This is a genomic window from Leptolyngbya sp. CALU 1928, from assembly GCF_056784215.1.
On sequence record NZ_JBXBCE010000006.1, the window covers coordinates 94810 to 121709 of the forward strand.

The following is a 26900-nucleotide window of genomic DNA, read 5'->3' on the forward strand; positions in this document are numbered from 1 at the left end:
CGTAGGTAATGGATCTGACCACGCGGGTCATTGAGGGTTCCGGTCTCAGTATCCCGATTTTTGATGGGGCGCACAACAACGGGAAAGGACGGTATTTGTCGGAGCCGGAGATTATTAAAAACTCCTTGCTGGAACAGATGTTCGAGCCAGAGGAGCTGCAATCTCTGCTGCTCGTAAAAATTGACAATCGTAATCCTAATGCGAACCATCTGCGGGCGCGCAATTTTGCCGATGGCACTTCGCGGCGACTCACATTTAGTTCTGGCAACAGTTACTACTTTGCGGATGACGACTTGCGTAAGAAGATCCGGCGCTTATTTGCGACAGAGCCGGATACTGCCTGTCGGTATGGTTCTCTATTGGTGAGTAACTGCTACAAAGGGTCTGACACGTTGGAGAATCTGCGAGTCAAAATTGTGGATTTTAATGACCCGGAGTATGCCCACTACAAGACTGGCGATTGTCACGGTAAGATTTCGCCGCAGCTGGCTCGTCAACTGGGGGGCGAGCAAAACTGTCCGTTTCAATTTCGGTTTGCCTGGAGGAAGCAATGGGCAGAAGGAAGCGAGGAAAATTGTCCGCGTTTCAGTTTCTTATCTAAGGGAACGCTACTGCCCGATGCCCGACTGACTGAGGCAGAGGGCTATGACATCATCATGGATCGATCGTCGATCAAGGGGATTAAAAAAGCCCGGTTGGACGAACTGGTTCCGTGTGGAGATTATGAGTTTCCGCGAGCCGCCATGGGCAACCGGGGCAATGCTAGAGCCACCAGTTACGACAATAGCTGGCAATTTACCATCTGGTATTCCGAGGATGCAGTGCGGCAGGATTTGAAGCAGCCGACGGAGCAAAAAGCCAAAGTTTTGGCAGCTTTACAGCGGCATCCTTTGGCACTGGCACGATACATCGTGCAGGAATACGACAAGGAACAACAACGGCGACAGGAGCGATCGGAAGAAGAATTTGAGGATATGGATGGGACTGCCAATAGTCAGGTACAGGAATCTCGCTGGATTTCACTGCTAAGAAGCGATAAATATGGGCAATTGGTTGAAACTCCCAAGTTTCGGAAGTTTGCAACGGATTATGTGGCAGGTAGATGGCGAGATTTAGCGATTAAGAGCGGCTACAGCCATAGTTCTGGTATGGCGATGCCATCGGATGACTTACCGCGTGGCACGGTTTGTGTGCCTCATCTGCCAGAAGGAGATGTGATTCTGACCCGCTACCCGATCGTTAACTCAGACAATATTCGCCTCTACCGCAACAGCCACGACCCGGAGCTGAAGAAAACTCGCAGTGTCATTTGGATTAACCCCAAAGATGCGGAGGAATATCACCAGGCAGACTTCGATGGCGATCAACTCATGGTTAGCCCTGCCAGCCAGTTGCCTAACCTTGCCAAAGAAACGCTGCGAGCGGGCGAGCCAGGACGGTTTGAGGCAGTAAAGCAACGCCCCAAGCTGGCTTACAGCGAAGTTGTAACTGATGATGGTGGCTCAAAGTATCAGAATTTGGCTCAGATTGCGGCGGCGGCGAATCAGAACAAGGTAGGTTTGGTGGCAACCAACATTGGGCGTGTGCAATCGTCGATGCCGGGGGAAGGGGAGAATGTCGAGCGGTTTGAGCGCCGTCAACGAAAACTGCTTAACCGTCTGTTTCAAGCACTTCAGGTCGAGGTCGATTCACCCAAAAGTGCAGAACGGTTGGAGCATATCAAAGAGATCGAAGGGGAGAATCTGCTTTCGGATGCAAAACGCTGGTCAGAATCTCATCCCAGCCACTTTTTTGACTTTAAGAAGGACGATCGCCTCTATCGGAGTTTTGCGATGCCTGCCGATGCTCCTGGCTCGATCAATGTGCTTGCCAGAGAAGTCGTCAACCCTTTGTGGGAGCCGACCCGCATTCGGAGCCGCGATCGCCACGAGTTCCGCTATTTATTTCCGAAAGATGATTTGTCTGTGGATGCGTTGGAGTGGGCAGAGGAACTGAAGACCCGGTTCCAGCAAGCCAGGGATGAAATTCAGGAGCGGGTTGGGGAAGATCGGGATGCTTTCAATGAGGAATTGGGCAAGCTTTACGACAGCTATCGTGCTGAAATTAATGAGTTGTTTCCGACCCCAGAGGAACGGTTTGAGGGAGCCGCTGCACTCTGGTATACCCAGCACACGCGCCCGGAAATGGATCGGCATCGTCGGGATTGTCTGGCATTGGCAGAGCAAATGGATATCACCTTTGCCCTTCAGCATGGCTATGAAGTACCCAGTGAAGCGCTACCCAGAGATGCTTATGTGTTGAGTGTACCGTTTGGGGCAGATGCGATTCGGTGGAAGGAAACCTTAGAGCAAAAAGGTATTCAATTTGATGCGATGATTCATCCGCAGCTACCGATGATTGAGTTTGCGCTCAAAGATCTGCCGCCCCGTTTGGTTGAAAAGCTAGAAGCTAAGTTCGGTCAGAACGTCAATGAGCTGGATACGCTTCGTGTGCCCGATGATTTGCGGATTATTCCTCCCGCTGATCATACTTGGGCGGAATCTCGGCAGGATTCAGGCGTGGGGGCGCTGGCATACAACCTGTTGACTGAGGAAGTCTGTCAGCAGCTTCAGGCATTTCAGTTCGATGAGATTAAGGTTTTGGGTATCCGCCACAATGACTTTGCCGGGGAGAACTTTGCCAGTAAGCAATGGCGCAATAAAACTGTGAGCATTCAGGTAGGGGAGTTTGAACTGCCGGAATCGCATCCAGAGTACTACCGTTATAACGGCACCCCGATCGTCCAGATCGACGATAAGAACCTGGGCACCTTCTCACCGGATACCCCTAAGCTGCCGATCGGGAGTTTTTTTGAAGCTAATCTACGTCCTGAAGGTTCCAGTGTAGTGCTGAAGTTGAACCCTGATTCCATTCAACTGCCTGAGCCAGTCCTCCCTGGTGCGGAAGCTGTTCAAAGTTTTGAACTGGATAGAGATCAATGGCGTAAGGAGATGTTTTCAGGACTGGTGACAGCCGTAGCCACAACCTATGAACAGCGGCGGTCAGGTGCTGCTGAAATTGCTCAGTTTAAGGTGGGTGACCAGTGGACTGCTTACGTTCAACCCACAGGTGACTTTATTGTTCGGAATGAAGCGAGGCGGACGATATGTCGAGGGAATCTTTACTCTGGAGAGGAGATAGCTCCTCTTATAGAAAAAAACGCGGAAGAATTAGAAACTATGATTTTAAGGCAAGAAGGAGTAGGTAAAAATTTTAAAAGACAAGCTTTAAAACACCATACTTATGGTGCTAGTGAATTATGTTGATGGATCAGTGGAACTTATGAAAATAGATTCCGTTTTAAGACCAAGGTTTTAATAGATCTTTGTGTGTAAAAGTTGTTAGCTTGTTATTTGAAAAATAGGTAGTGGTGCACCAGTCCCTGAATAGTCTCTTTTCACCTGATAACATAACGAGGGGATAGGATGGTTCTCGGTACAGCCGAGTTCCCCAGCCCAAACTTAAATTCTTTGAGTTTAGAGCAGAGAGAACTATGTCACGACGGGCAAGAAGAAGATGACACTGATGTTTCTCCCAAGCTTCGCCCGCTTGTTTAATTGTGAAGCCTATAACTTCTCCATAAGCATTTAAAAATCGTCCTGCATGGAAGTCAACGACCCCCAACAATTTCCCAAGCCACTTGCCAGTGACCCATTCTTCTGTTTCTCCCTCTGGGCTTCGCCAATATATTTGACAAGTAGTTGCTAGAAGAGGAATCAATTTTGGTTTCTCGGCTGCACCATGCACTTTATAGTAGAATATCCCTTCTGCTTCTCGAATCCAGGGTGCCCAAACCACCTCGCAGGGATCTTGATAAGTTTCCAGTGAATCTACGATCGCCCGGAACTCATGTAAATCCCGCATTTGTCCACTATGTGCACAATCTTCTATAAAGGGAATAGCAACTGAGGGAAACGCAAAACTAGATGTCCAAAAAATAGATTCAGCCTGACTATCCACATGGCGTCTTTTCACATATGCCCTTAAGACTAACCACTCATGATTTTTTGCCCAGTCGGGAAGTTGGCTTGATTCAATTAAGAGTAATGGCTCGATGGATGGTAGAGGAGCTTCCTGTACCCACTCATTAACCCGATCGATCTGGAGTGGTTGAGTTAAGTCAACATCTGGAGTAAGTTCTGAGAATTCTAAAGCCTCATTTGAAGGTATCTGACCATACCCAATATCAGTTGCTGGGTTATTGACTTCAGCCAAAAGCCCCAAGTGTACGGGAGGTTCGTGAGGCTCATTATTCCAATCATAAGCTGTGATGCGATCTGCTAGAAAACCGGCAAGTTCATGAGTTGCAGCCCAAACGTATTTTTCACCGAAAGTCGAGATCGAACTTTGTTCTCCATGTGATGCTGGGCCATGCTGGCGCAAAATAGCAATGTCTGCCCCTAAAATTTCACCAAGCTTTCCACCCTGAGGATTTCCAATAAAAATATTTTCAGACCAGCCTAGGTTTAAGGCATAGGCTCTAACAAAGCCAAAAGCAAGACGCCTAGGTGTTAAATTTGGGAGATTATAAGTTTTGGCATATTTTTCCAGGAGAGCTTGAGCCGATTTAGAGTAGTTTAGAGAAGACTGTGATTTTTCCTCAAATTCAGAAGGATCATTCTCTGTATCCCACAAATTCACTTGAATCTCTACCTCTTGAAGAAGTTTGTTGTTTTTGTGGCTCTCTTCACAAGATTCTTCTTGCTCTGAGTGAATCACATGAGCAAAATGACTATTCTCAAAAAAAGGTTTTATTGCTTGAGGTACAACATACCAAGCAAGATCACTGGTAGCTGGCTCAATCCCGTGATGTTCATCGACATGATTAACTACCTCTTCATTAATTGGAAGTAACTCTTCTGCATTTATAAATGGTTTATAGAGATGAATTAAAAGATCTTCTGTGATTAAGATATTACATATAAGGCACCTCTCAATCAAACTACGGGCGCAGTGTCTGATGATTAGATTGTGTGTTTGATATGATGCATTAGGAATAAAGAAGCTGTTAATAATCCATTCACATATTGATACCCATATTTCGGTGGGTCGAATAAGACATGAAGCACCATAAGCTGCTGTTAAGAGATCCTCCTTCATCTGAGGATCATTTGTTTGAAAGGTAGTCTCTAGAAGGGTTAAAAGTTGGCTTGGTTTGCTATGTCCCCAAACTGCGAGAGCAGAGCGGATTCGCCGTCTGTTTCGATTATTAACTGTAGTGGTTGCCCAAGCTAAAAGCAAGGGGGCTGAATCCCAAGGATCATCGATAGCTAACTCCAGTGCTTCTAAAACTCCTAGAGCGTAGCCTTCCCACTGAGCACCATGATTATGAGGTATCTGATAAGGTCCAGACCAGAAAAGATCGCGTTCTGCTACTCTCAGTGGAAGAAGAGCCTCGTGAACAAATCTAGCGCCATAAGGATATTCAGGAATTCTCAGTCCAGGAACAATCAGAGCATTTAAAACTCTTCGACAACTAGGCATATCTCGATTGAATAAGGTAAGTACCCAATCCCGATAGGCTTCACTCTGCTGAGAGGACATCATCGAAAGTGCTATGAGTTGAACCTCCTCACGCCCTTGCCCTTTCAGATCGTTGCTCCATAATTCAGAAGTAAAGAAATTGAAGCTCTTTTCTCCAAGTAAATAGACTGCAAGCGTAACAGCTTCTAACCGATCTACCAAATATGAAGGCAAATCAGGATTAGTGGGGGATGCTTCGGCATCTTTGTGTGCTTCCAATGCCAAGAGAAAATCTGTTAATGTTTCGTAAGCTGGCTCCCAGGTATAACTCTCTTCCTCTAGTGGATCATCTGAAGGTAAGCTACGGTGCAAAAGCAGTCCTTGATCACGGCATTGATGGAGAATTTGCAGCAGTTGTAAACGAGTCAGAATGCCTGAAGTTGATTGGGCTGATTCGACAATTTGTATCGTTTCTTCTTCAAGCAAAGCTGTTCCTTTGGTAAAACAGGCTTTTGCGATCGAACGAAGGGAAGTACGGATTGGTTTGATAGATGCGGGCCAGCCTTCCGCGTCACGTTCTCTGATAGATTGCTCAGCATGGTCAATTTTTTGGTTAATTAATGCAACCAAGGAAAACTCTTGCAGTGAAAAGGTGCCAATATGCTGCTCACGGTACAATTCAGCGAAAAGGCGAATTGCTAACGGAGTTCGCAATGCCCATCTTAAAAGAGGTGGACACTGGATTCGGCTCACTTGACAACATGCTTCAAAAATCTGTGAAATTGGTGCATCGGAGCCTCTCAGCCAGATCTGAGAAATGTTGGTAGGCAGAGAAATTTGCCGGATCAGACTCGGTCGAACTGAGAATGCAAATAAAATCCGTGGATGTTGAAGCGCCACTGCAACTAGCTCCCCAAGTTTTTCTGCCCAGCGCTCCGCTCTGGTCGTCTCATCTAAACCATCAATTGCAATTAACACCCGAACAGGTAATTGCTTTGACACGCCAGCGATTTCACTGATTGAACGAACTTCAGATTGAATTGCCGTAGCTTCAAGGGCATCAAGAACTTGTCGCAAATTCCACCCGGTCTCACCGATTGCACTTGCTAACAAGGAATCCCAGCTTTGCACTAAGTCAATGTCTCTAGCTCGAATTAAAATAGCAGGTTTTTTCAATGACAAGTGTTGCTGTACTGCATTTGCTAAGGCATGAGTTTTTCCAACCCCAGGATCACCAATATATATAACTGGATACCCAAAGACTCGCAGCTTCTCAGGAGTAGCTTTTCGCCTATACCAGTGTTCAAGCAAGATCTCTAGTTGTTTGCCAATGGGTTCAACTGCATTATGACGAGAAGAATATCCGTCGTCAGCTAACAATATGTTAATTAAATCCTGTATGCCTGAAGTATTGATATTAAGTTCGTTCCTAAAAGCACGAATTGGGAATGCATTACCTGAAGATAAACAATTTTCTATTTCTACCTCTTCTTCAATTGCTTTTGCCAACCAGGCTTCAGCAGACTGAATGAGGGCTTCAGCATCTGATAGACCTATGAATTCTGGGTAACGTTCTAGGCGTTGTATTGCAATATCTGCTTCCTCTAAGAGGTACAGAATTCTTCGAACCTCTTGTTGCCATGTAGGATAGCTGCTAGGACCATTTAACCGAATTCCTAAATCCTGTTCTATCTGCCCTGATTGATGTAGATCAGGAGTATATCTAGTGCTTAGCCAGCCACTCTGTGCTTGGTTGAGTCGGATGCTGAGGTATTGTAGATCAGCAACGGAACCTTCAAACCAGTAGCGTCTTAACCCTTCGCTCCCTAGTTCAGCCAGCAATTCAGCTATACGGGTTTCGTCCCATAAATCAATAGTTATACTGGTATGCTCTACCTGAGCATCTCTAATAAAGTTGTTCCAGCGATCTCGTTCCGTATGAACTTGCTGTCCTCTTCTTCTCACATCGCCTAAGTCACGGGGAACAGCAACTACATATCGAACTAACCTGCTTCTTTGAGTTGCAGCTGTGTTAAGAGAGCTTTTAATTTGACTGATTTGAGATGATTGGAGCGATTCTCTAAACCACTTCGCTTGCAGCCCAATTAGATCACCATTCATCAATTCTGCGTAAGCTTCAACACCTCCGTCTCCTCCAGCGCCATTAACAAATATCACCTGATTAATCTGTGAGGAATATTCCTGGTAGCACCAGCGCTCAAATAGTATCCCTGTTAAGGACTCAAAGGCACGTGTAGGAGCATCGCCATGAAGATCAAAGCTAGACCAATCCAAAATTTCCTTCCTTGCTAAGAATGCTTCTCTAAATTGCTACATTTTAGCCAACTGGACAGTTGATTAGTTGCCATTGGATATAGGTAACCTGAGCGATCGCCTTGTTAGGGTGACATCTACAGCAACCTTAACTTGTGTTCCAGGGCTGCCTATGGCTACCAAAACACCCACCCGACCCAAGCAGCGGCAAAGTACCCAAAAGCGATCTTGGCAGAACCTGACCGATCGCCGCAAACTCCGCCATCTTGAAAACACCCTGGATAAAGCCATCACTAAGGCGCTCCAGGAAGGAGGAATTGAGTCTCATGAGGACTTCAAGGCTTCTGTCGAGTCATTTAGTGAGCGATCGGGCAAGGCTCCCATTACCGTTGAACTTTGTGAAGGTGGTGGCAGTGATGATGAAATTCGGGGCTACCGTTTCTATCTCACCAGCGACCCCAGCCAAAGAACTAGCGGCAAGTATCTGATCAAGAACCTGGAAGGCGTTACGGATAAGGATGAAAACTACTTTACGCCCTCTAACATTGCTGAGATGTTTGGGTTTGAAGAGGCAGAATTCGGTGATTTGGATACCGACCTGGATGATGCCCTTGATCTGGACGATGACTTGGATGAAGAGCCAGACGAGGCACTGAATGCCCTGCTGGACGGAGACCTTGATGAGGATCTAGAGGATCTGGGGGATGAAGAGCTTGCTCCAGTTCCGACAGCTAAAAATCAAGCTAAATCATCGAAAGCTCAGAGCAATGCTCAATCTAAGGCGCAGACTCAAGGCAAAGCTAGTCAAGCTAATGGTCGGGACTTCCGCTACCGCGACCCGATAGAGGAAGCGTCTCGTCTGAGTGCCTCGGCGGCTGTGAATGGACGCGAGACAAATGGGGTCAATGTGGCAGGGCTGGCAGGGCAACTGGCAGCCCTGGGCATTGTGGTTGGGCAGGGCGTGTTAGAGAACCTGGCAGCTCAGGATGACGAAGAACGGGTCGAACGAATTGTTCGAGAACTTCAGCGGCAGAATGAGCAGGTTGATCATCTAACCAGCCGTTTGCAAGAGGCAAGAACCGGACGCTTAACGGTAACGCCATCGGCGGAACCAGAACCAGTTGCGGGTGAAAATCCTCTAGCAGATGCGGCTGCAACAGTGGGGAGTAAGGTAGACACGCTGGGTGTAAAACTAGACCCCACTTACAAAGGGCAACCCCTGGAGATCGATCGGGAAGCTAGCATTAGCGAACAGCTTGACCAGATTGAGGCATACCTGAAGGGGCTGTCCAAACGGCTTGACCGGTTAGAAATTGCGGTGAGCCGTTTAGAGAAGCAAATTGCAGAACAAACCAATTCCGCAATGGTTGAGCCAGAGGTGGATACAGAAGAAAGTCAGGTTGCGGCACCCGCACAAGCGATCGCAGAGTCTAAAGTGCTGGAACAACTGATGGCGCGACGAGCTGATCCTGAGCAAATTGCCTGTGCAGAATCATTAGTGGGGTTTGCCAGAGCGGCTCATGCAGACTTGGATGATGCCGGAATTACGATTTCCAGTAACAAAACGCTGCAAATTGAAGAGCAAGGGAATCAAGTAGCGATCGCGCTTAACAACAACCGGGGCAATACCCTTTTTGCAGGCAACCGCACCGATGGACAGTGGGCGATCGCGGAAGATCACCTCAGTTCTGATGAGAAAGCTACCATTGCTAAACTTCCCCAGTCCAAGCAGGAATACGCTACCAAAGCCAGTGCCCAGGCATTGATTGCCACCTTCCAGGAACGCTTATCGGATCGATTCAATGGGGAGGCTGAACCTGTATTCACCTGGACAGATCAAGGCAAAGCTAAGTATGAGTTTGAAGTTGTGACGTTACCGAACGGGACTCAGTTGCTACAAGGGTTTGACCCGAACCACAAGGATGAACAGGTTTTTGATGCCATGTTGGTGCCCGGTCAATCGCCAGACATCCTGCATTGCAGTATTCCCATACGAGAGATGGAGTCAGCCATCAATGAGCAAATACCTGAACAAACGGATGAAAAGCATCTGAATCGCCGTTCTGGTAAAGCGTCTGCCAAACCGAATCGCGAAGAATTGCAAGTTTAATTAACAAGCCGGATCAGTATTGATGGAGAACCGATGATGCAAAACATTAAAACTCCCGTTACTAAGTCTCACTTAACTCAACTACGTCGTTCCTCTACTCAACAATGGGGGCATTTCAACCTTACCAAACCTGATTTATTGTTCATTGGGCTTTGTCTAGTTGTTGTTATTTATTTGTTGCTCAAAGAGCCATTGCTTATAACGATCCTGGGTTGTGCCAGTGTGGTATTCCTCAGTCTCTGGCACTTGATCAAAACAGTACCCATTCTGGAAAAATACCTGGGTGCCAGAATTCGTTTCTGGCATATTGCCTCACTCATTATTGCGATCACGGCGCTGCTCAACACCTTCGCGGCACCTGCCCAGGCTATCTTTCTCAGCGGATTAGAACAATTTTTCGTCAATCTGGCTCAGCAAAGTTCACAGGCAGGTGGCGGCACTGCCACGCTGGATGCCAATGTGATCGGGCTAATTTTCAACTTAATTCGGGGGGTATTTTTGTTGCTGGTGGCGGCTGCGTCACTTTTTGCTTACAACCAGGCGCAGCAAGGAAACGACTGGCGACCGATCGTAACCCAGGTAGGACTGGCATTTGCGATCGTGATTGCGATTGATGTGGTCACGTTTATCTTCGTGGGGAATGGTACAGGAACGGCTGGTGGTTGATCTGGTAACGTGAATTGCAAGCATTATGGAACGAGATTTCAATCGAGAATTCATCAAAGTCAATCGAATTTTAGGCAAGCAAGCGAGTATTGGTCCCATTCCAGCAGATCAACTCGGTCCCTGGGTTGCCATTGTTATTCTTTGTTATGTCATCACAAATGGTTTCTTCAGCCTGGGTCTTGGCTGGTTCTTTGGAGCATCATTCTGGTTGATTGCGAGTTGGTGGATTCTGACTGGAAATCAACCCCATCAATTTCTCGATCGCTGGCGTAATCCACCGGGAACCGAGTGGTGTAACGGCAACAACATCTATGTTTCGCCTATCCCAGAACATAGAACAACCTGGATTCGCAAACGTTATGGTGATGCACGGGTCAACATTCGACTGAAACCAGTGCAAGTGCCCAATCAGTATGGAGGCAAAAGTACGTTTATGCCATTCCAGAATGAAGTCAATATCTGCTGTATTGCAGAAATCAAAAAAGATGATCGTGAAGTCGCAGCACTGTTGCTAGAGAAAGGTAAATCTCAGTATCAGCTTGTGTTTGGATTTCGTGTTGCTGGACTGCACGATGTGCTGTACGACAGTGAAGTGAATGCGTTTGCTCATGCGATTGAAGAAGGGATGAAAGAGTTGCCGATCGGGGAACGGATTACCTTCTGCACAGGTTGTTCAAGTGATGATGCAGCGCGACAAGAAGAACTGTCTACCCTGGCAGAGGAATGCCAATTAAAACCTGTTTCCGTGCTGACTCGCAATGAGCAATTACGAGTACAGCAACTTACTCAGGGAGGGACGCGGCAGAACTGGAATCAACTTGCTTTTTGTACCTGGACGAGTGATGACGAAGCAGGTACACAACACAAAGATTTGGTTGGCGGACTGATCGAGCGGTTAAGAAAAACGGGTTCCTGGGTAGTCGAGCAGATTACAGGAAATAAGCGGGTCTATCAAGAAGTATTTTTCAAAAAGCTTTTACTACAAGGGTTTCAACAGGGGTTTATTCAATGGGAAGTATTGCTCAATACTAAAGTGGGGCTGGAGGTAACGCCCTGTAGCTCAGTAGATCTGTGGCAGTGGCTCTGGAGCCGATTCAATCAGGGCGTTGCGCCTCCCATTCCGCAGGTCATTACTTTAAAGGAGACAGAAGCAGGACTGGAACTGACCGAAACTGTGACGACGGACAAGCACCTGTGTACCTTGCTTATTGAAGGAACACAAGGGCGTTCTGCTTGTCCGGAGCATCGAGGTGATCACGATCGGATTTACCTGACGGGAAGAGGTAAGGTCTGCGGCGTAATGACGATGACCGATCCACCGATGGGCTGGACGAGTACCAGAGAACATCTGAAATGGGTCTGGAAAATTCTCTCTTCGAGCTATGTGCATGATACTGAAGCCTGGATTGAGATCAGCCGTGGCAACGACTTTTTTATTCAGGACAACCTGGCACGACAGGCAAAGCAGTCTAAGGCAGCTCGCACTATTGCGGTTACGAAGGGGCAGGGGCGAGATGTAGGGGCTGAAATTAAGCAGGAAGAGTCCTTTGAGGCACAGCGCCGTCTCTATGAGGGTACGAAAGCGCTACACTGTGCGCCAGTCTTTTTGGTCTATCGCAACAGTGCTGAGGAGTTGACCCATGCCTGCAATTTGCTGGCGAACAGTTTTGAAACGGCGAAGGTGATTCGAGAGCGCCATATTGCCTGGGAAATCTGGCTTCAGGCATTACCGATTACTTGTAAGCGTCTGCTGCATGGCAACAACCTGAATGAGCGCCGACTGACCCTCGATACGCATACAGTGGCAGGAATTCTACCCCTGACGATGCCGAAGGATATCGATCGATGCGGTGTAGAGTTTTTGACCGGACGCGGTGGCAAGCCGATCTACATTGACTTATTTCATCATCAGATTGGACGGGCGCTGATTACCGGAACGTCAGGTTCAGGCAAGAGTGTGTTGGGCTGGCGCTTTGCCATGGAAGCTCTGGCGAACAACATTCCAGTGGTTGGGATGGACATTTCTTCCAGTGGTAATAGTACATTCAAAACGGCGATCGAACTCTTAGGTGATCAAGGAGCGTATTACGACATCTCCAGTGGTAGCAGCAACCTGCTGGAACCTCCTGACTTGCGCCGATTTGATAAGTTGGAGCGTGATCGCCGTATGGAGTCCTGGAAGGACTTTATTCGCCGTGCATTGAGCGCGATCGCCATGGGGAAAATCCATAATCCTCACTTAGCACAACGGGTAGATGCGTTGTTGATTAGAGCGTTGGATGTATTTCTGCGTGACCCAGAAATCATCACTCGTTATAACCGAGCGTTTGAAATGGGCTGGCGATCGCCCGAATGGCAACAGATCCCAACCTTGCCAGACTTCATCAAATTCTGTACCCGTGAACGATTAAATCTCCGCTCGTTTGAGGATTTGGATCGACACTCGCTTAACCAGATTCAGAGCCAGGTAAGTGCGTTGCTGTCTTCACGCTTGGGCAAGGCGATCGCCCGTCCCAGCACTTTCTCACCTGAACCTGCGATCAAATTCTTCGCCCTCAGTGGTTTGACCAATGAACAGGATGCTTATCTGATGGCAATTAATGCCCACGCTGCCTGTATCCGCAATGCACTTTCCTATCCCCGCAGCTTGTTCATAGGGGATGAGCTTTCGGTCTTGCTTCGCAGAGATGGATTTGCCCAGATTGTCGGAGAGACCTGTGCAACGGGACGTAAAGACGGTATTGCCGTGCTGTTGCTCTCTCAAGATCCAGATACCATTTGCGAGTGTTCAGCCGGTTCGCAAATCATGCAGAACATTAATTATCGGATTACTGGACGTATTACCAGCAGTGGGATTAACTCTTTTCAACGGTATCTTGGCTATCCCCCTAACATCATCAGTCAGAACGCCACAGAAGCTTTTTTGCCTCGTAGCAGTGATCTCTACTCTTGCTGGTTACTAGAACTGGGTGGTCGCTTCTGGAGGACTCGTTTCTATCCCGGTGAATTGATGCTTGCCAGCGTTGCCAACAATCAGGATGAACGCGAGGCGCGCGATCGAGTCATGGCACAGTATTCTCCTACTCCCAAAGGTCGATTGATAGGTTTGAAAGCGTTTGCAGATGAATATATTCCAGCATTGCGGGAAGGCAAAGGGTTTAGTCATATCGGGCAGGGTTTATCTGTAGAGAAATCAGGGCGATCGCCCCAACAGGAGGATTATCCCAGTGATCCTGTTGAACATGATCAACGCTCACTTATTGCACGTTAAGGAGGTATATACTATGCGACTCAAGTGGATGACAATTCGACTCATGATGCTGTTTCTAGTCGTAGGTGTTGGGTCTGTAAATAGTTCGGCATTTGCACGCACTCAAGATACGGGCAGGGACCCGGTTGAGGCAGCAATTCGTGATCAGGTAAATGGCAGCAATGTTTACGTATCGAATACAGGCAATCAAATCAATGATTTCTTGGGAGATGTGCAAAACTTTGTGCAAAACGATTTACTGAGTCCGGTTAACAATTTAATTCAATCGACTCTGGGTGCGTTTCAGGTTCCAGATCTATCTCAACTCTGGAGTCAAATTATGGGTGGTTCAGCCAGCCGTGATCCGGGGGCGGTTCTGTCTGAGACTTTAGAGAATAAGACTACTGGGCGCAGTTCTTACGGCATTCGCGAGGATCTGAGCAAATATGCTGCTAGATCCACGGCTACAGGAGTAGCGGATCAGTCCACCTTGAGTCAGGAAGCACAAACCCAGATGGCTCAAGTACGGCAAGCAACGCAGCAGAACACGCAGGAAAGTGTGCGTTTGGGTGAGGAATCCCAGGGTTTGGACGTGACTCAACGGATTATGCAAAACCTTTCCCAACAGACTGCACTTAACAGTCAGGTGAATGAGCGGGTGCTGCAAGAGGCACAGCAAGCGCGGGTCGATCGGGCGATCGGCAATACATTGTCGGCTCAAACTGCCCGTGAACTTTCAGCGATTACCACTGCCGATCGTCGCAAAAATATTTCCGCAGGCAATGCAGCCAGTCAGCAAGGTGGTTTGTTGATGATGCCAGGTGGAGTGACGCTGGGTTCCGATCAATAACCCAACTCGAAACAATCGTAATGTCTTTAATGGTTTGATTTGACGGCTAATGCTCATGATGTCCCTAATTGCTCAATCCTTTCCAACCACAGGCGGAGAATCCGATGCCCTGGACATTATCACCAGTTCGCTGGAATTGTCCCGTGCCACGGTGGAGTCCTGGAACACGGTCTGGCTAGTAACGCTAGACCCGCTTGCGTCTGGACTCTGGATTGGGCTGATCCAATTGGGCATTACCCTGGGAGCTGCCAGCATTCTGTTTATTGCGATGACTACGGGTAAAGACATTATCGATAAGCAGTCCTGGTCAGAGCTAGCTTCAATCTTCGTCTGGCCGTTGGTGATTATGATTTTCTTGGGTGCGAATGGCAATGTCCTGGCGGGTACGATCAAGTTTATCCGGGGCTTTTCCTATACGCAAGTGCAGAATGTATTGCAACTTCAGGTGGGTGAGCTGACTTTTCGGGATGCCATTTCCAATGTGACGATCACTGGCATCGCCAAACAACAGCTTGAAAGTCTTTATAGCGAATGTCAGGGTAAGGTTGGCACTGAACTGGTGGAATGCTGGAACTCAAAGCAAGAGCAGGCACAAGCGATCGTAGCTGAAGCAGAGCGACAAGCGCGATCGCCCCTGGAACCGTTACGTGCCTTTGGTCAGGCGTTATGGAATGCATCATTGCCCGGTCAAATCAGCACAGCCGTGCGATTAACAACGGACCCTGGTAGCGTATTCCGAGATACTGCGATTCCCATCATCCGGTTTATTCTCTACGCTTTGCAATGGGGATTCGTCAATATTCTGGAAGCGGCACTGTTGCTAACGGCGCTGTTTGCACCAATTGCGATCGGACTCTCGCTTTTACCGCTGCAAGGTCGTCCGATCTGGGCATGGCTAACTGGGTTCATCACTCTGTTCGGGATTCAACTGGGTTACAACATTGTGGTCGGCTTAACCGCCGTTGTGTTGGTTAAGTCTGGGGCAGAACTGGTGTCGGATGTGGCATTTCTCTTTTTCCTCAGCATCTTTGCACCAGGACTGGCGGTTCTGGTTGCGGGTGGTGGGGGCTTTGCGCTTTACAACGGCATTTCATCCAATGTGAAAAGTTTGATCGACATTTTTAGTAATGAGATCGGTACAGTCACCAGCATTGCGCTGATACGACGGGGGTAGCTATGCAGATTAAACGACTTCAAGCTCCACTCTTACCAGAGGCAAAAAACTTGCTGGCAGTGTGTTTTATCTGCCTGACTGTCTTCAACAGCTTGATTTTTGTCTTAACGCTATTCACTGCCTTTCGAGTGAACCGCATTGCCGAACGGAAGACAACCTTTGCTCAGTTGGTGAATGGTGAAACGATTTATGTCTCGGAGCAAGAGCGGAACTGGCGCTATCCATCGGTGATCCAGAAAGTCGTCAGTGATTGGACGACCTTGACCTTCAACTGGGATGAAAAGATTCCTGGCACGAATGAAGCCGATCAGGGGGTTCGAGTTGGTAATAACAAACGGATTCCGACCAATGCTTGGTTTGCTTCTTTACTGCTGGAATCGGAGTTTGCCAAAGCGTCTCTGCCCAAGGTTGCGGAATTGGTTCCTCCGGCGCTTTTTTCAGGGCAAATTCGTAGCACGACGATCATTTCCTACCTGTCGGAACCGAGGGAAATTCGACCCGGAGAATGGGAAGTGGATCTGGTGGCGACGCGGGTGCTAATCGATCGCACGACGGGTAAGGATGAGCGCATTCCTTTCAATCGCACCTTTACGTTGCAGGCGGTTGAAGTACCGCGATCGCCCCTCGGAGCCGATGCACCTCTGGTAGAACGCAAAATCTACGAAATGCGTGCTGCGGGATTGCAAATCACCCGAATTGTCGAGTTTAACCCCCAGCAACAGCGGTAGTGCAGCGAGGATGATCATGACGAATGCGAATCGGCAGTTTGAATCCCATGAGTTTGATGAGGTGTCTGAGGCATTTTCCAACCCGACTCATCATTTAAACGGAAATGGCAAAACTTCTACAACATCAATTCAGCATGGCTTGGAAGCTGATGATGATCTGACTCCAGAGGAGGAACAGCAGCTAGCGGGTTTTAATCCTGCCACTCCGCAGCTAATTTCAGAAGAATATCGACTGAAGCAAGACCAAGAAAGTGCAGTAGAGCGTCCACTGGCGGAACGTGCCAGCATTCGATTGGGTTCCGTCGTGGCAGTGGTTGGAACAGTGATGGGAGCCGGAGCTGTCTTGTGGTTTGGCTTCCTTCAACCCCGCCCACCAACCCGACAAGTTACTCAGTCGCCCACCCCAACCCCGACAACGCCTCCAACGTTTGATGAGACGGCTGAACTGAAAAGCCGTCTAGCGTTCCAGGATCAGCAGCAACAACTCCAGCCTGAATCTGCTGCTAGATCTCAAGCTCCAGCCCCATCCAGACCTGTGGCTTCGAGGTCAACGGCTCCAGCCCCGACTCCGACTGCGGTATCTCCTCCTATCACAGCCTCTCGACCAGATCCAGTGATTGTAAGATCACCTGTTACTCCGCCAGAGAGGATTCAACCTGTCGAAAGAGTCGATCCGTTTCAGCGTTGGGCACAACTGGCAAATGTTGGACAACTACGAGTGAGTCCCGGTGCTATGGAGCCTTCGAGAACAGCTTCTGGTGTCCTTGGTGATCAGTCTAATCCATCTGCATCAGTAACTCAGCAAAACCCGGTTATTCCCGTAGTCTCTATTGGTAGGACGGAAACAGAATCATCTAGCCTGACAAGCAGTTCTGATATGCTTCCTAGCTCCTTTGGGGTGGCTTCGCCTACAGAATTGCGTTCCACGTTTAGTGCTGACATGACTCCTGGCATGATTGGCATTCTGAACCGTACTCCGGCGGGGCAGCTTGATGGACAAATGGGTGGTTTCAGGGAAGTCGCGCTTGGAACGTTCACTAAAGCCAGGGTGATTATGCCGATGATTTGGGACGAGGGTAGCAATAATTCGACAGGTGGTACAGCATCTGCCCAAGAAAATCGCTTTGCCGTAGAGTTGGTTGAAGATATGAAAGCCACCAATGGCACAGTAGCACTCCCTACGGGTACGGTTTTGGTGATTCGTACCAGTGCTGTAGGGCGAGGTAATAATTTAGTATCGGCAAGTGCGATCGCCATTGTGTATCGCGATCGCAGCGGTCAAATTCGTCAGCAAACCTTACCTCCCGATAGCCTTCAGATTCGGGGGCAAGACAATCGACCATTAATAGCCCAAAAGCTCAATGATGTGGGACCTGATATCGCTCGCCAAGACCTGTTTACAGGATTACTCAGCAGCCTGGGTCGGGTGGGAACCATTATAAATCAACCGCGTACCCAGTCCAGCACCACCACATCGGCAGGTAACTTTAATCAAAGCGTGATCACTTCGAGTGCTGAACCTCAGATTTGGGCGGCTGCATTGGAAGGTTTCTTCAATCCTATTGCTGAACGGATATCCCGCCGCTCTGATCAAACGATGCAAGAACTCTTGCAACGACCCAATGTGCAGTTTGTTCCTGAAGGAACCGAAGTTTCTGTGGTGGTCAATAGCTTTTTGAGGGTAGACCGATGAGACGATTGCCTGCTCTGACCTTAGTTAGCACAGCATTATTGATTGGTTTGGTATCTCCTGGGCTGTCCGTTCAGGCACAAACATCAGCCTATCAGGTTGTCGATCGCAACAGAGCGACCACCAGTGCGGTTCAAGTTCAGGTGGCTCCTGGAAGGGCAACCTCGATTAGTTTGAGCCAGACCGATGAAACGATCGCCTATATCCTACTGGCAGATGCCTCGCGGGTAGTCTACAGCACTGATGCTGAGTTAGAGACTGGGCGGGCAAAGACTATTTTCTTGAGAGTGATTCAACCACTTCGCTTTCCAGGAGCGACCACTACGCCTGTAACCAACCTGATGGTGCAAACGGTAGATGCTAGAGGGCAGAATCGGCTCTACACGTTTGATATTATTCACAGCAGTAATCCGCGTTATGTCGGTGTTCAGATTTTGCCTGCGATCGCCCGTTCACAAGCTTATCCCACTGTTGGTAATCTCAACTTAACGCTGGACAACATTCAAACCGGGTTAAGCATTGCCATTCTGCGAGGTTACACGTCGATCGATGATCCTGTTGTTGCCAAAGTGCGACAGCTTCTGGAATTGATGCGAACCGAAAATATGACAGTTTCAGAGGCAGCCCACTCAGTTGAGGTTCCATTGGAGGTACTTGCATCTTTGGCAAGGCTTGTTCGAGAAGAAAGAGGTTTACCCGTCTAGAAAATCTATAAAAGTAGAATATTATGGGAAGCCTATGCTAAAGCAGCTTCGTTAAATTTTAACGAAGTTTGCTGAGTATTTACACGGGGTGGGAAGTTTATATAGTAAGAACCCTAAAGACTAGGCGTATTATGTCTCCCCCCGACCAAGGTCAACTTGTTGATGTCCGGCAGCGCCGCTATGTGGTGACAGAAGTTCAGAAGACAGTGTTGCCGAGTAATCCGTTGATTCAGGGCATTCAATCTGCCCAGCACCTGATCACCCTGACCTCAGTTGAGGATGATGCCCTGGGGGAAGAGTTGCAGGTGATCTGGGAACTGGAGCCGGGGGTTCATGTCCATGAAAAGACAGAACTACCTGAACCGACAGGGTTCGATTCTCCTGAACGGCTTGATGCATTTTTGGATGCCGTGCGTTGGGGAGCCTCCTCTTCTGCGGATATTCGCAATATCCAGTCTCCCTTTCGGAGCGGTATTGATATTGAGGATTACCAACTCGATCCGGTCGTGAGGGGAATTCAGATGCCTCGCGTCAACTTGTTGATTGCGGACGATGTGGGGTTAGGCAAAACAATCGAGGCTGGATTAGTTGCCCAAGAACTGATTTTGCGTCAACGGGTCAGGCGCATCTTGATTGTTTGCCCGTCTGCGCTGCAAATTCAGTGGCGCGATCAAATGCGGGACAAGTTTGGGCTAGATTTTCGTATCGTCGATAGTACTCTGATGAAAGAGTTGCGGCGGCGACGGGGCATTCACGTTAACCCCTGGACGCACTTTCCTCGTCTCATTACTTCCATCGACTTCCTGAAGCGCGATCGCCCCATCCGGTTATTCCGTGAGGTGTTGCCTGCAGAAGGAGAGTCCATCTATCCTCGTCGATTTGATCTACTGATTGTGGATGAGGCTCATAATGTTGCCCCATCAGGGAGTGGTCGCTATGCGATCGATTCCCAGCGCACGGCTGCCATTCGCCTATTGGCTCCTCACTTTGAGCACAAATTGTTTCTGACTGCGACTCCCCACAATGGCTACCGAGAGAGCTTTACGGCTCTGCTAGAACTGTTGGATACTCAACGGTTTGCCAGGGGAGTGGAGCCAGATCGGAACCAGCTTCAGGTCGTCATGGTGCGGCGATTGAAGCGAGAACTACCGCCCAAGTGGGATGGTACGCCCAGATTTCCAGAGCGGAAGTTGGCAGCTATTCCAGTTGATTACTCAGACATCGAGCGTCGGGTTCACACGGCTTTGCGGGAGTATACCGATTTACGCCGTAAAGCGGCTGCGGATGATCCCACTGAACTATACGCCACCGAGTTTGTTCTGAAGCTCCTGAAAAAGCGTCTTTTTTCTTCCCCAGCCGCCTTTGCCACTACGTTGGAGCAACACCAAAAGTCGTTGCAGGCTGCTAAACGCCGTTCAACGAGCCGGATTGCTAAACCGACTGTGGGCATTCTGCGACGGCAGGTTGAGCAAATTGAGGAAGAGTTTGCAGACGATGGACTGTATGAGGAATCGACAGAGGATGCGATCGCCAATACTAGCCTGCTATTTCGGGAGGTTACGCCTGAAGAGCAGGCATTGCTGCGAGAGATGCAAGCTTGGGCAGATGTAGCGGTCAAACGATCCGATTCTAAAGCGAAGCAGCTCTTGAACTGGATTAAGCAGTACATCAAGCCCGATGGACAGTGGTCGAATGAACGGGTTTTGATTTTTACAGAGTATCGGGCAACTCAGAAGTGGCTTTATGATTTGCTGGCAACGGAGGGACTGGTTGCAGGCGATCGCTTGATGACGCTGTATGGGGGTATGGATTCCCAGGAGCGTGAGAAGGTAAAGGCGGCATTCCAGGCAAACCCTGAGCTTTCCCCAGTACGGATTTTGCTGGCAACCGATGCCGCTTCTGAGGGGTTGGACTTACAGAACCACTGCTCTCGCCTGATTCACTATGAGATTCCCTGGAACCCGAACCGCATGGAGCAGCGGAATGGGCGGGTTGACCGTCACGGGCAGAAAGCGTCAGAAGTTCTGGTTTACCACTTTGTGGGCAAGGGTTATCAGCACTCTGCGGTTGGAACTCGTCCTGGAGATCTGGAAGGGGATCTGGAGTTTTTGATGCGGGCAGCGTTGAAGGTGAATACGATTCGGGAAGATCTGGGCAAGGTAGGTCCGGTGATTGCGACCCAGGTTGAGGAAGCCATGTTAGGGCGGCGAACCACACTGGATACCAGCCGAGCGGAACGGGAGTCGGAACCCGTGCGGCGGATGCTGAAGTTTGAGCGATCGGTGCGGGAGCAAATTGAAAAGCTTCGAGAGCAGTTAAGTGAAACTCGCCGCAATTTCCGACTTACCCCAGAGAACATCGAAGCCGTTGTTAACATTGGGCTGGAATTGGCAGAACAACCGCCGCTGATACCATTAGAGATAGAGGGGTTGAGGGGACAAGCCTATCATCTGCCTGCGTTCCGGGGAAGCTGGTCAGCCTGCACGGAAGGACTGGCACATCCGCACACTCAAGAGATTCGCCCGGTTGTCTTTGACCCAGATCAATCGAATGGTAGGGATGATGTGGTGCTGGTGCATCTCAACCATCGGTTGGTGCAAATGTGCTTGCGCCTACTGCGAGCAGAGGTTTGGTCACGGGAAGGGCGGAAGCGGCTGCATCGCGTCACGGCTCGATTAGTTCCCAGTTCGGCATTAGAGCATCCGGTGGTGATTGCTCACGGACGCTTGGTGATTTTAGGCGGCGATCAGCAACGGCTCCATGAAGAGGTGATTACCGCTGGGGGAATGCTTAAAGAGGGGCGGTTCAGCCGACTCAATGTGGGACAGGTGCAGATGGCGTTAGATGCGGTGTTGCCTGATCCGATTCCAGAAACAGTTCAGCAGCGCCTCATGACGTTGTGGGAGGGACACAAAGAACCGCTGTTGCGATCGCTAGAAGCTCGCATGGGCGATCGCACCGCAGGTCTTCAGAAAGCGCTGCAAGACCGCTGTGATAAGGAGGTTGCCGATATTACGGCAATTTTGACGGAACTGCGTCAGAGCATTTTGAATGAACTGAAACAACCAGAGGTTGAGCAACTTGAGTTATTTAGCAATACGGAGCGGGAGCAGCTTGAGCGCAATCTCAAGAGCCTCGAAGCTAGATTAGAACAGATTCCCCAGGAGATTGAACAGGAGGCAGCCGCTATCCGAGCCAGGTTTAGAGATCCGACACCCCGATTATTTCCGCTGGCTGTTACGTATTTGATTCCTCAAAAGTTGATCTAGATTTGAAAAACGTTCTTATGACTACTGCCCCAAAAATCACTCACGCTTTTGCCATTCTTGCACCCGTACCAGAGGAGCACTTGCTATCTGGATTAGAGTCAATTCAAGTACAGGAAGCCAAGGGTATTGAAGAACCGATTGTTGCTTTTGGCAGTACAGCCTTTAATATTTTTCGCAAAGCTGATGAGTTACGAGGGGGGCATGGAGGAAGTCTGGTAGAAGTTTTTCTCTACGCTTCTCATGCTGAAGAACAACCCTTAACTCCAAAGGCAACATGGCATGCAATTTATGTGAAGCATATTGAAGCAAGAAATGGGCGTTACCCCAAGGAGCGATCTTATGAACGTCCTGAAACCGCTCTCAATGGCGATAAGCCTGTTTGGGCAATTTTTTGGCAAGTTCAGAGCTTGAAGAAATTGAATGTACCGATTCCCATCAAGCAATTTCACGGTTTAGATAAGCGATCGCCCTATCAAGCTCGTTTTATTCCTGAAGGTCCGCTATTGGTGCAATATCCTCAGCTACCAGGGAGCGTATCCTAATGCGCTCGATTGGTTCTTACGATGCACTTGAAAATCTTGGGCGAGTGCGGCTTTCCAAAAACTTTTTTATGCGAGATTTCCTGTATAGCGAGATCTCCAATTACTACAAAATCTCTAATATTCCAGAAGATCCAGAACTTGCCATTGAGGTAGGCAAGCATTTATGTGAAGACCTGCTGGAACCGCTTCAGGAAACCTTTGGGCGAATTACTATTCGGTCTGCCTACCGTTCTCCGGCGGTTAATCAGTTTGGAAATGAGCATGACCACAACTGCGGTAGTAACGAGAACAACCGGGCTGGACATATTTGGGATTGGCGTGACAAAGATGGCTGTATCGGAGGAACCGTTTGTGTCGTTGTGAACTGGTATCTCGACCAGTATGAGCAAACGGGCGATTTTCGACCGCTTGCCTGGTGGATTCATGACCACCTCCCTTACTCAAGTCTGTGCTTCTTTCCGAAACTGTGTGCTTTTAACATTACCTGGCGTGAAAACCACAGTCGCAGCATCAGTAGTTATATCGCTCCGCATCGTGGCTATTTAACCCATGCAGAAATGGATAACTTTTGGGGAAACCACAGTGAGCTTTATCCTAGCTTTCCAACCTTGAAAACAGGGCTAACAGTAGATGACTACCGACGAGCATTTGAGGCGATCGCCTCTGATCTGACAGAGAGACATCGGGCAATGCTCAAAGCGCACTACCACGCTCCGCATCGAACCATTACTGCTTCACAGTTGGCAGAAGCAGCCTGCTATGAAGGCTATCAAGGGGCAAATATACAGTACGGCAAAGTCGGTCAAAAGGTGGCTAACTTCTTGGGCTATGAACCGCCGCAAACTGAGAGAAATGGGCAACCCTTTTGGTCATGGATTCTTGCGGATGGCGGATGGCGACGAAAAGACGATAGCTCTCAGCAAAATTGGTACTGGGTCATGCATCCGCAGGTGATTGCAGCCCTTCCGCTTACAAGTTGGTTCGAGGTCTAACAATGTCTACTGCACGTCACCACGCTGAATGGCTCTCTCTAGTTGAGGTATCGGGTCCGTTTTTGAGCTTACCTGTGTTGCTTCAGGTATTTCCGAACGGGCTGGAGGCGCATGAACCAGAGCAGATGAGATTGCTGCGGCTTGCCCATGAGGAGTGGGAAGACAACCAGAAGAGCTTGCAGCCGGAGACTGCCATCCATCGCGCTTGGGTGGAGTTTGTGCTGCAAGAGACGCTGGGGTTGCCGGGTGAGGTGTTGTTGTCGGGGCAGGCAATTCCAACCGGGTTGCAGGTGACGATCGCTGAGCATCAGGAAACATTGCGTCCCGATTGGGTGGTGGTGAATCCCCGTGATGCAGCAGAAGTGGGTAAACCGAGGTTACTAGTGCAGGTGGTGCCTGCGGGACAGGATTTAGAAAAGGGGCTGAAGGGGTCTCGCTGGGCTGCCAGTCCTGCGACTCGGATGATGGAGTTGCTCCATGCTTGCAATGTGCGGTTGGGACTGTTGACGAATGGCGAACACTGGATGCTGGTGAATGCGCCGAAGGGAGAAACGACGGGGTACATCTCCTGGTATGCGACGCTTTGGCAGGAAGAGCCGATTACCCTGAGAGCGTTTCGCAGTTTGTTGGGGGTCGATCGCTTCTTCCGGGTGGATGAACCGCAAACGCTGGAAGTAATGCTGGCGCAAAGTATCAATAGCCAGCAGGAAGTGACCGACCAGTTGGGCTATCAGGTACGGAAGGCGGTTGATGTATTGGTGCAGTCGATCGACCGGATTGACCAGGATCGCAATCGAACGCTATTGCAGGGCATTTCGGAAACTCGGTTGTATGAAGCGGCATTGACGGTAATGATGCGGCTGGTGTTTTTGTTCTCAGCCGAGGAACGCAAACTGATTCCGCCCCATGAAAATGAGCTTTACAACACGCACTATGCGGTTTCGACGTTGCGATCGCGCTTGCGGGAGCAGGCGGATCAGTTTGGGGAGGAGGTGCTAGAGCGACGACAGGATGCATGGTGTCGCTTGCTGGCGACGTTTCGGGCGGTGTATGCCGGGGTAGATCATGATGCGCTGTTTATTCCTGCCTATGGTGGGAGCCTGTTTGACCCCGATCGCTTTCCCTTTTTGGAGGGGCGGCGGGAGGACACTGATTGGAAATTGCAGACGGCTGACCCGATTCCTGTGAATAACCGCACGGTGTTGCACCTGTTGGAAGCGTTACAGATTCTTCAGGTGAAGGTGCCAGGGGGCGGTGGAGTGGAGCCGCGTAAGCTGTCATTCCGGGCATTAGACATTGAGCAGATTGGGCATGTCTACGAGGGGTTGCTCGATCACACGGCAGTGCGGGCGGAAGAACCGATTCTGGGATTAGTGGGGACGAAAGACAAGGAGCCGGAGATTTCACTGGCAGCGTTGGAGGAGCAGGCGAAGAAGGGGGAAACTGCCCTGGTTGCATTTTTGAAGGAGCAAACGGGTAAATCGCTGTCGGCATTGCAGAAGGCTGTAGCTACTCAAGCAAGCCAATCGAGCGGAACAGGAGAAACACCTCAAGATCATCAAGCACGGCAGCGGTTACTGATTGCCTGCAATAACGATCGCGCCCTGTTGGATCGCATCCTCCCGTTTGCCAAGCTGATCCGGTTCGATACATTGGACTACCCAGTGGTGATTCCAGCCGGGAGTGTGTATGTGACAGCAGGGGTCGATCGCCGTCAGACTGGAACACACTACACGCCGCGCAATCTAACTGAGGAGATTGTGCAGTATACGCTGGAGCCGTTGGTGTATGAGGGCGTGGCAGAGGGGAAGCCGAAGGAAGCGTGGCGGTTGCGATCGCCTGCTGAACTCTTGCAACTGAAGATTTGCGATATGGCGATGGGCAGTGGGGCGTTTTTGGTGCAGACCTGTCGCTATTTGGCTGAGAAGTTGGTGGAAGCTTGGCAGCGGGAGTTGGAGAATCCCCCTCACCCTAGCCCTCTCCCTAGGGGCGAGCAGGGCTAGTTCATCAGTGGTAGAAAAATGATAATGGGTGATGCTCTTTCACCCCTAGCTAGCCATGAGCCTGATTGATGCTCTCAAACAAGTACGAGACTATCGAACCCAACCCCAGTATCCATTGTGGGTGATTTTGTTGCTGGTACTGATGGCAACGATGAGCGGGTGTGTGGGGTATCGAGCGATCGCGTGCTTTGTGGAGCGCCATCAAACCCAATTGTTAGGGGTACTCGAAGTGCCCTATGAGCGGTTACCCTGCTACTCGACGATTCGCCGCGCTTTGGTGCGAGTGGACTTTGAGGCGTTAACCGAGGTTTTCAATCAATGGGCACAGGAAACGGTTGAGCTGGAAGAGCAAGCCGCTTGTGCCGTTGACGGCAAGAGCATCCGAGTCAGTCTGAGAGATTACGACCAGGCGTATCAAGATTTTGTCAGTGTGGTGTCGGTGGTCAGCACTCGACTGGGACTGGTCGTTGGGGTGCAATCCATGCACAACAAAACGAGTAGTGAAATTGTAACGGTACAAACCTTGTTGGAGCACCTTCAGTTGCAAGGGGTGTGTTTTAGTTTTGATGCCCTGCACGCCAAAAAAAAAACAGTTCAGCAAATTATAGCCAGTCAGAACCACTACTTAATTGCCATCAAAGGGAATCAACCCAAATTATTAGCCCAAATCCAGCAGCAGTTTGAACACTCGTCTCCCCTCAGTTGTCACGTGGACTCAGAGCGGACGCGCAATCGCTCAACCCAACGCCGTGTGTGTGTATTGGAGCCAAGTGCCACCATTGACCCAAGTTGGGTCGCTCTTAAACGAGTGATTCGGGTCGAACGCACCGGACTAAGAGCAGGCATACCCGTTTCACAGACGGTGTTTTATATCAGTTCGCTGGCAACCGATGCCGCCGAGTTTGCCCGTCGTATCCGGCAGCATTGGCACATTGAGAATCGCCTCCACTGGTGTAAAGATGTGGTCTTTCAAGAAGATACGACTCCACTGTGTGAGGGTCACGCTTTGATTAATATGGCAATTGTGCGAACCTTTGCCCTTAATCTCTTCCGGCAGCATGGGTTTGACTCTTTGACTCAGGCGATTCGACAGGTTGCTCATGATATCCCTCGCCTATTTTCCTTCTGCCAATGAATCAGCCCTGC

At 49.4% G+C, this 26900-nt stretch carries 15 protein-coding genes; 14 read left to right on the forward strand and 1 reads right to left on the reverse strand.

Annotated elements, in window-relative coordinates; genetic code table 11:
• Window positions 1–8 precede the first annotated feature (8 nt).
• Window positions 9–3305 (forward strand): hypothetical protein, encoded by a 3297-nt coding sequence (locus tag AC1S5B_RS21505; protein ID WP_482037746.1) that lies wholly within the window; start codon window positions 9–11, stop codon window positions 3303–3305.
• Between the two features lie 34 nt (window positions 3306–3339).
• On the opposite strand, the gene AC1S5B_RS21510 is transcribed toward AC1S5B_RS21505, so the two are convergent.
• Window positions 3340–7797 (reverse strand): ATP-binding protein, encoded by a 4458-nt coding sequence (locus tag AC1S5B_RS21510; RefSeq protein ID WP_482037747.1) that lies wholly within the window; start codon window positions 7795–7797, stop codon window positions 3340–3342.
• A gap of 151 nt (window positions 7798–7948) precedes the next feature.
• Here AC1S5B_RS21510 and AC1S5B_RS21515 point away from each other — a divergent pair, with 151 nt between their 5' ends.
• From AC1S5B_RS21515 to AC1S5B_RS21575, 13 genes are all read left to right on the forward strand, one after another.
• Complete coding sequence (locus tag AC1S5B_RS21515; RefSeq protein WP_482037748.1) at window positions 7949–9886, forward strand: hypothetical protein; 1938 nt, start codon at window positions 7949–7951, stop codon at window positions 9884–9886.
• Between the two features lie 33 nt (window positions 9887–9919).
• Entirely contained in the window at window positions 9920–10552 is a 633-nt protein-coding gene (locus AC1S5B_RS21520) for a hypothetical protein (RefSeq protein ID WP_482037749.1), read from the forward strand.
• Between the two features lie 25 nt (window positions 10553–10577).
• Window positions 10578–13823 carry a hypothetical protein gene (locus AC1S5B_RS21525; protein WP_482037750.1) on the forward strand — a complete coding sequence of 1082 codons (3246 nt, stop codon included), beginning with the start codon at window positions 10578–10580 and terminating at the stop codon, window positions 13821–13823.
• Between the two features lie 13 nt (window positions 13824–13836).
• Entirely contained in the window at window positions 13837–14652 is an 816-nt protein-coding gene (locus tag AC1S5B_RS21530) for a hypothetical protein (RefSeq protein WP_482037751.1), read from the forward strand.
• A 55-nt stretch (window positions 14653–14707) separates the two neighbouring features.
• On the forward strand, window positions 14708–15826 hold the full coding sequence (locus AC1S5B_RS21535) for a hypothetical protein (RefSeq protein ID WP_482037752.1): 1119 nt from the start codon (window positions 14708–14710) through the stop codon (window positions 15824–15826).
• A gap of 2 nt (window positions 15827–15828) precedes the next feature.
• Complete coding sequence (locus AC1S5B_RS21540) at window positions 15829–16554, forward strand: hypothetical protein (RefSeq protein ID WP_482037753.1); 726 nt, start codon at window positions 15829–15831, stop codon at window positions 16552–16554.
• A 16-nt stretch (window positions 16555–16570) separates the two neighbouring features.
• A complete protein-coding gene (locus tag AC1S5B_RS21545) occupies window positions 16571–18247 on the forward strand; it encodes a hypothetical protein (protein ID WP_482037754.1) in 1677 nt (558 codons plus the stop codon).
• On the forward strand, window positions 18244–18948 hold the full coding sequence (locus AC1S5B_RS21550; protein WP_482037755.1) for a hypothetical protein: 705 nt from the start codon (window positions 18244–18246) through the stop codon (window positions 18946–18948). The genes AC1S5B_RS21545 and AC1S5B_RS21550 overlap by 4 nt, the downstream gene beginning before the upstream one ends.
• 131 nt (window positions 18949–19079) lie before the next feature.
• On the forward strand, window positions 19080–22217 hold the full coding sequence (gene drmD / locus AC1S5B_RS21555) for a DISARM system SNF2-like helicase DrmD (protein WP_482037756.1): 3138 nt from the start codon (window positions 19080–19082) through the stop codon (window positions 22215–22217).
• Between the two features lie 17 nt (window positions 22218–22234).
• Window positions 22235–22759, forward strand: a complete 525-nt coding sequence (locus AC1S5B_RS21560; protein WP_193879055.1) for a hypothetical protein — start codon at window positions 22235–22237, stop codon at window positions 22757–22759.
• The gene (locus AC1S5B_RS21565) at window positions 22759–23751 is read left to right on the forward strand and encodes a hypothetical protein (protein ID WP_482037757.1); all 993 of its coding nucleotides are present in this window, start codon (window positions 22759–22761) and stop codon (window positions 23749–23751) included. The genes AC1S5B_RS21560 and AC1S5B_RS21565 overlap by 1 nt, the downstream gene beginning before the upstream one ends.
• A 2-nt stretch (window positions 23752–23753) precedes the next feature.
• Window positions 23754–25754, forward strand: a complete 2001-nt coding sequence (locus AC1S5B_RS21570; RefSeq protein WP_482037758.1) for a hypothetical protein — start codon at window positions 23754–23756, stop codon at window positions 25752–25754.
• Between the two features lie 55 nt (window positions 25755–25809).
• The gene (locus AC1S5B_RS21575; protein ID WP_482033858.1) at window positions 25810–26889 is read left to right on the forward strand and encodes an ISAs1 family transposase; all 1080 of its coding nucleotides are present in this window, start codon (window positions 25810–25812) and stop codon (window positions 26887–26889) included.
• Window positions 26890–26900: the final 11 nt, after the last annotated feature.

Coding starts and splice junctions, on each gene's coding strand:
- AC1S5B_RS21505 (WP_482037746.1), top strand. CDS start 9: ATGGATCTGACCACGCGGGTCATTGAGGGTTCCGGTCTCAGTATCCCG.
- AC1S5B_RS21515 (WP_482037748.1), top strand. CDS start 7,949: ATGGCTACCAAAACACCCACCCGACCCAAGCAGCGGCAAAGTACCCAA.
- AC1S5B_RS21520 (WP_482037749.1), top strand. CDS start 9,920: ATGATGCAAAACATTAAAACTCCCGTTACTAAGTCTCACTTAACTCAA.
- AC1S5B_RS21525 (WP_482037750.1), top strand. CDS start 10,578: ATGGAACGAGATTTCAATCGAGAATTCATCAAAGTCAATCGAATTTTA.
- AC1S5B_RS21530 (WP_482037751.1), top strand. CDS start 13,837: ATGCGACTCAAGTGGATGACAATTCGACTCATGATGCTGTTTCTAGTC.
- AC1S5B_RS21535 (WP_482037752.1), top strand. CDS start 14,708: ATGATGTCCCTAATTGCTCAATCCTTTCCAACCACAGGCGGAGAATCC.
- AC1S5B_RS21540 (WP_482037753.1), top strand. CDS start 15,829: ATGCAGATTAAACGACTTCAAGCTCCACTCTTACCAGAGGCAAAAAAC.
- AC1S5B_RS21545 (WP_482037754.1), top strand. CDS start 16,571: ATGACGAATGCGAATCGGCAGTTTGAATCCCATGAGTTTGATGAGGTG.
- AC1S5B_RS21550 (WP_482037755.1), top strand. CDS start 18,244: ATGAGACGATTGCCTGCTCTGACCTTAGTTAGCACAGCATTATTGATT.
- drmD (WP_482037756.1), top strand. CDS start 19,080: ATGTCTCCCCCCGACCAAGGTCAACTTGTTGATGTCCGGCAGCGCCGC.
- AC1S5B_RS21560 (WP_193879055.1), top strand. CDS start 22,235: ATGACTACTGCCCCAAAAATCACTCACGCTTTTGCCATTCTTGCACCC.
- AC1S5B_RS21565 (WP_482037757.1), top strand. CDS start 22,759: ATGCGCTCGATTGGTTCTTACGATGCACTTGAAAATCTTGGGCGAGTG.
- AC1S5B_RS21570 (WP_482037758.1), top strand. CDS start 23,754: ATGTCTACTGCACGTCACCACGCTGAATGGCTCTCTCTAGTTGAGGTA.
- AC1S5B_RS21575 (WP_482033858.1), top strand. CDS start 25,810: ATGAGCCTGATTGATGCTCTCAAACAAGTACGAGACTATCGAACCCAA.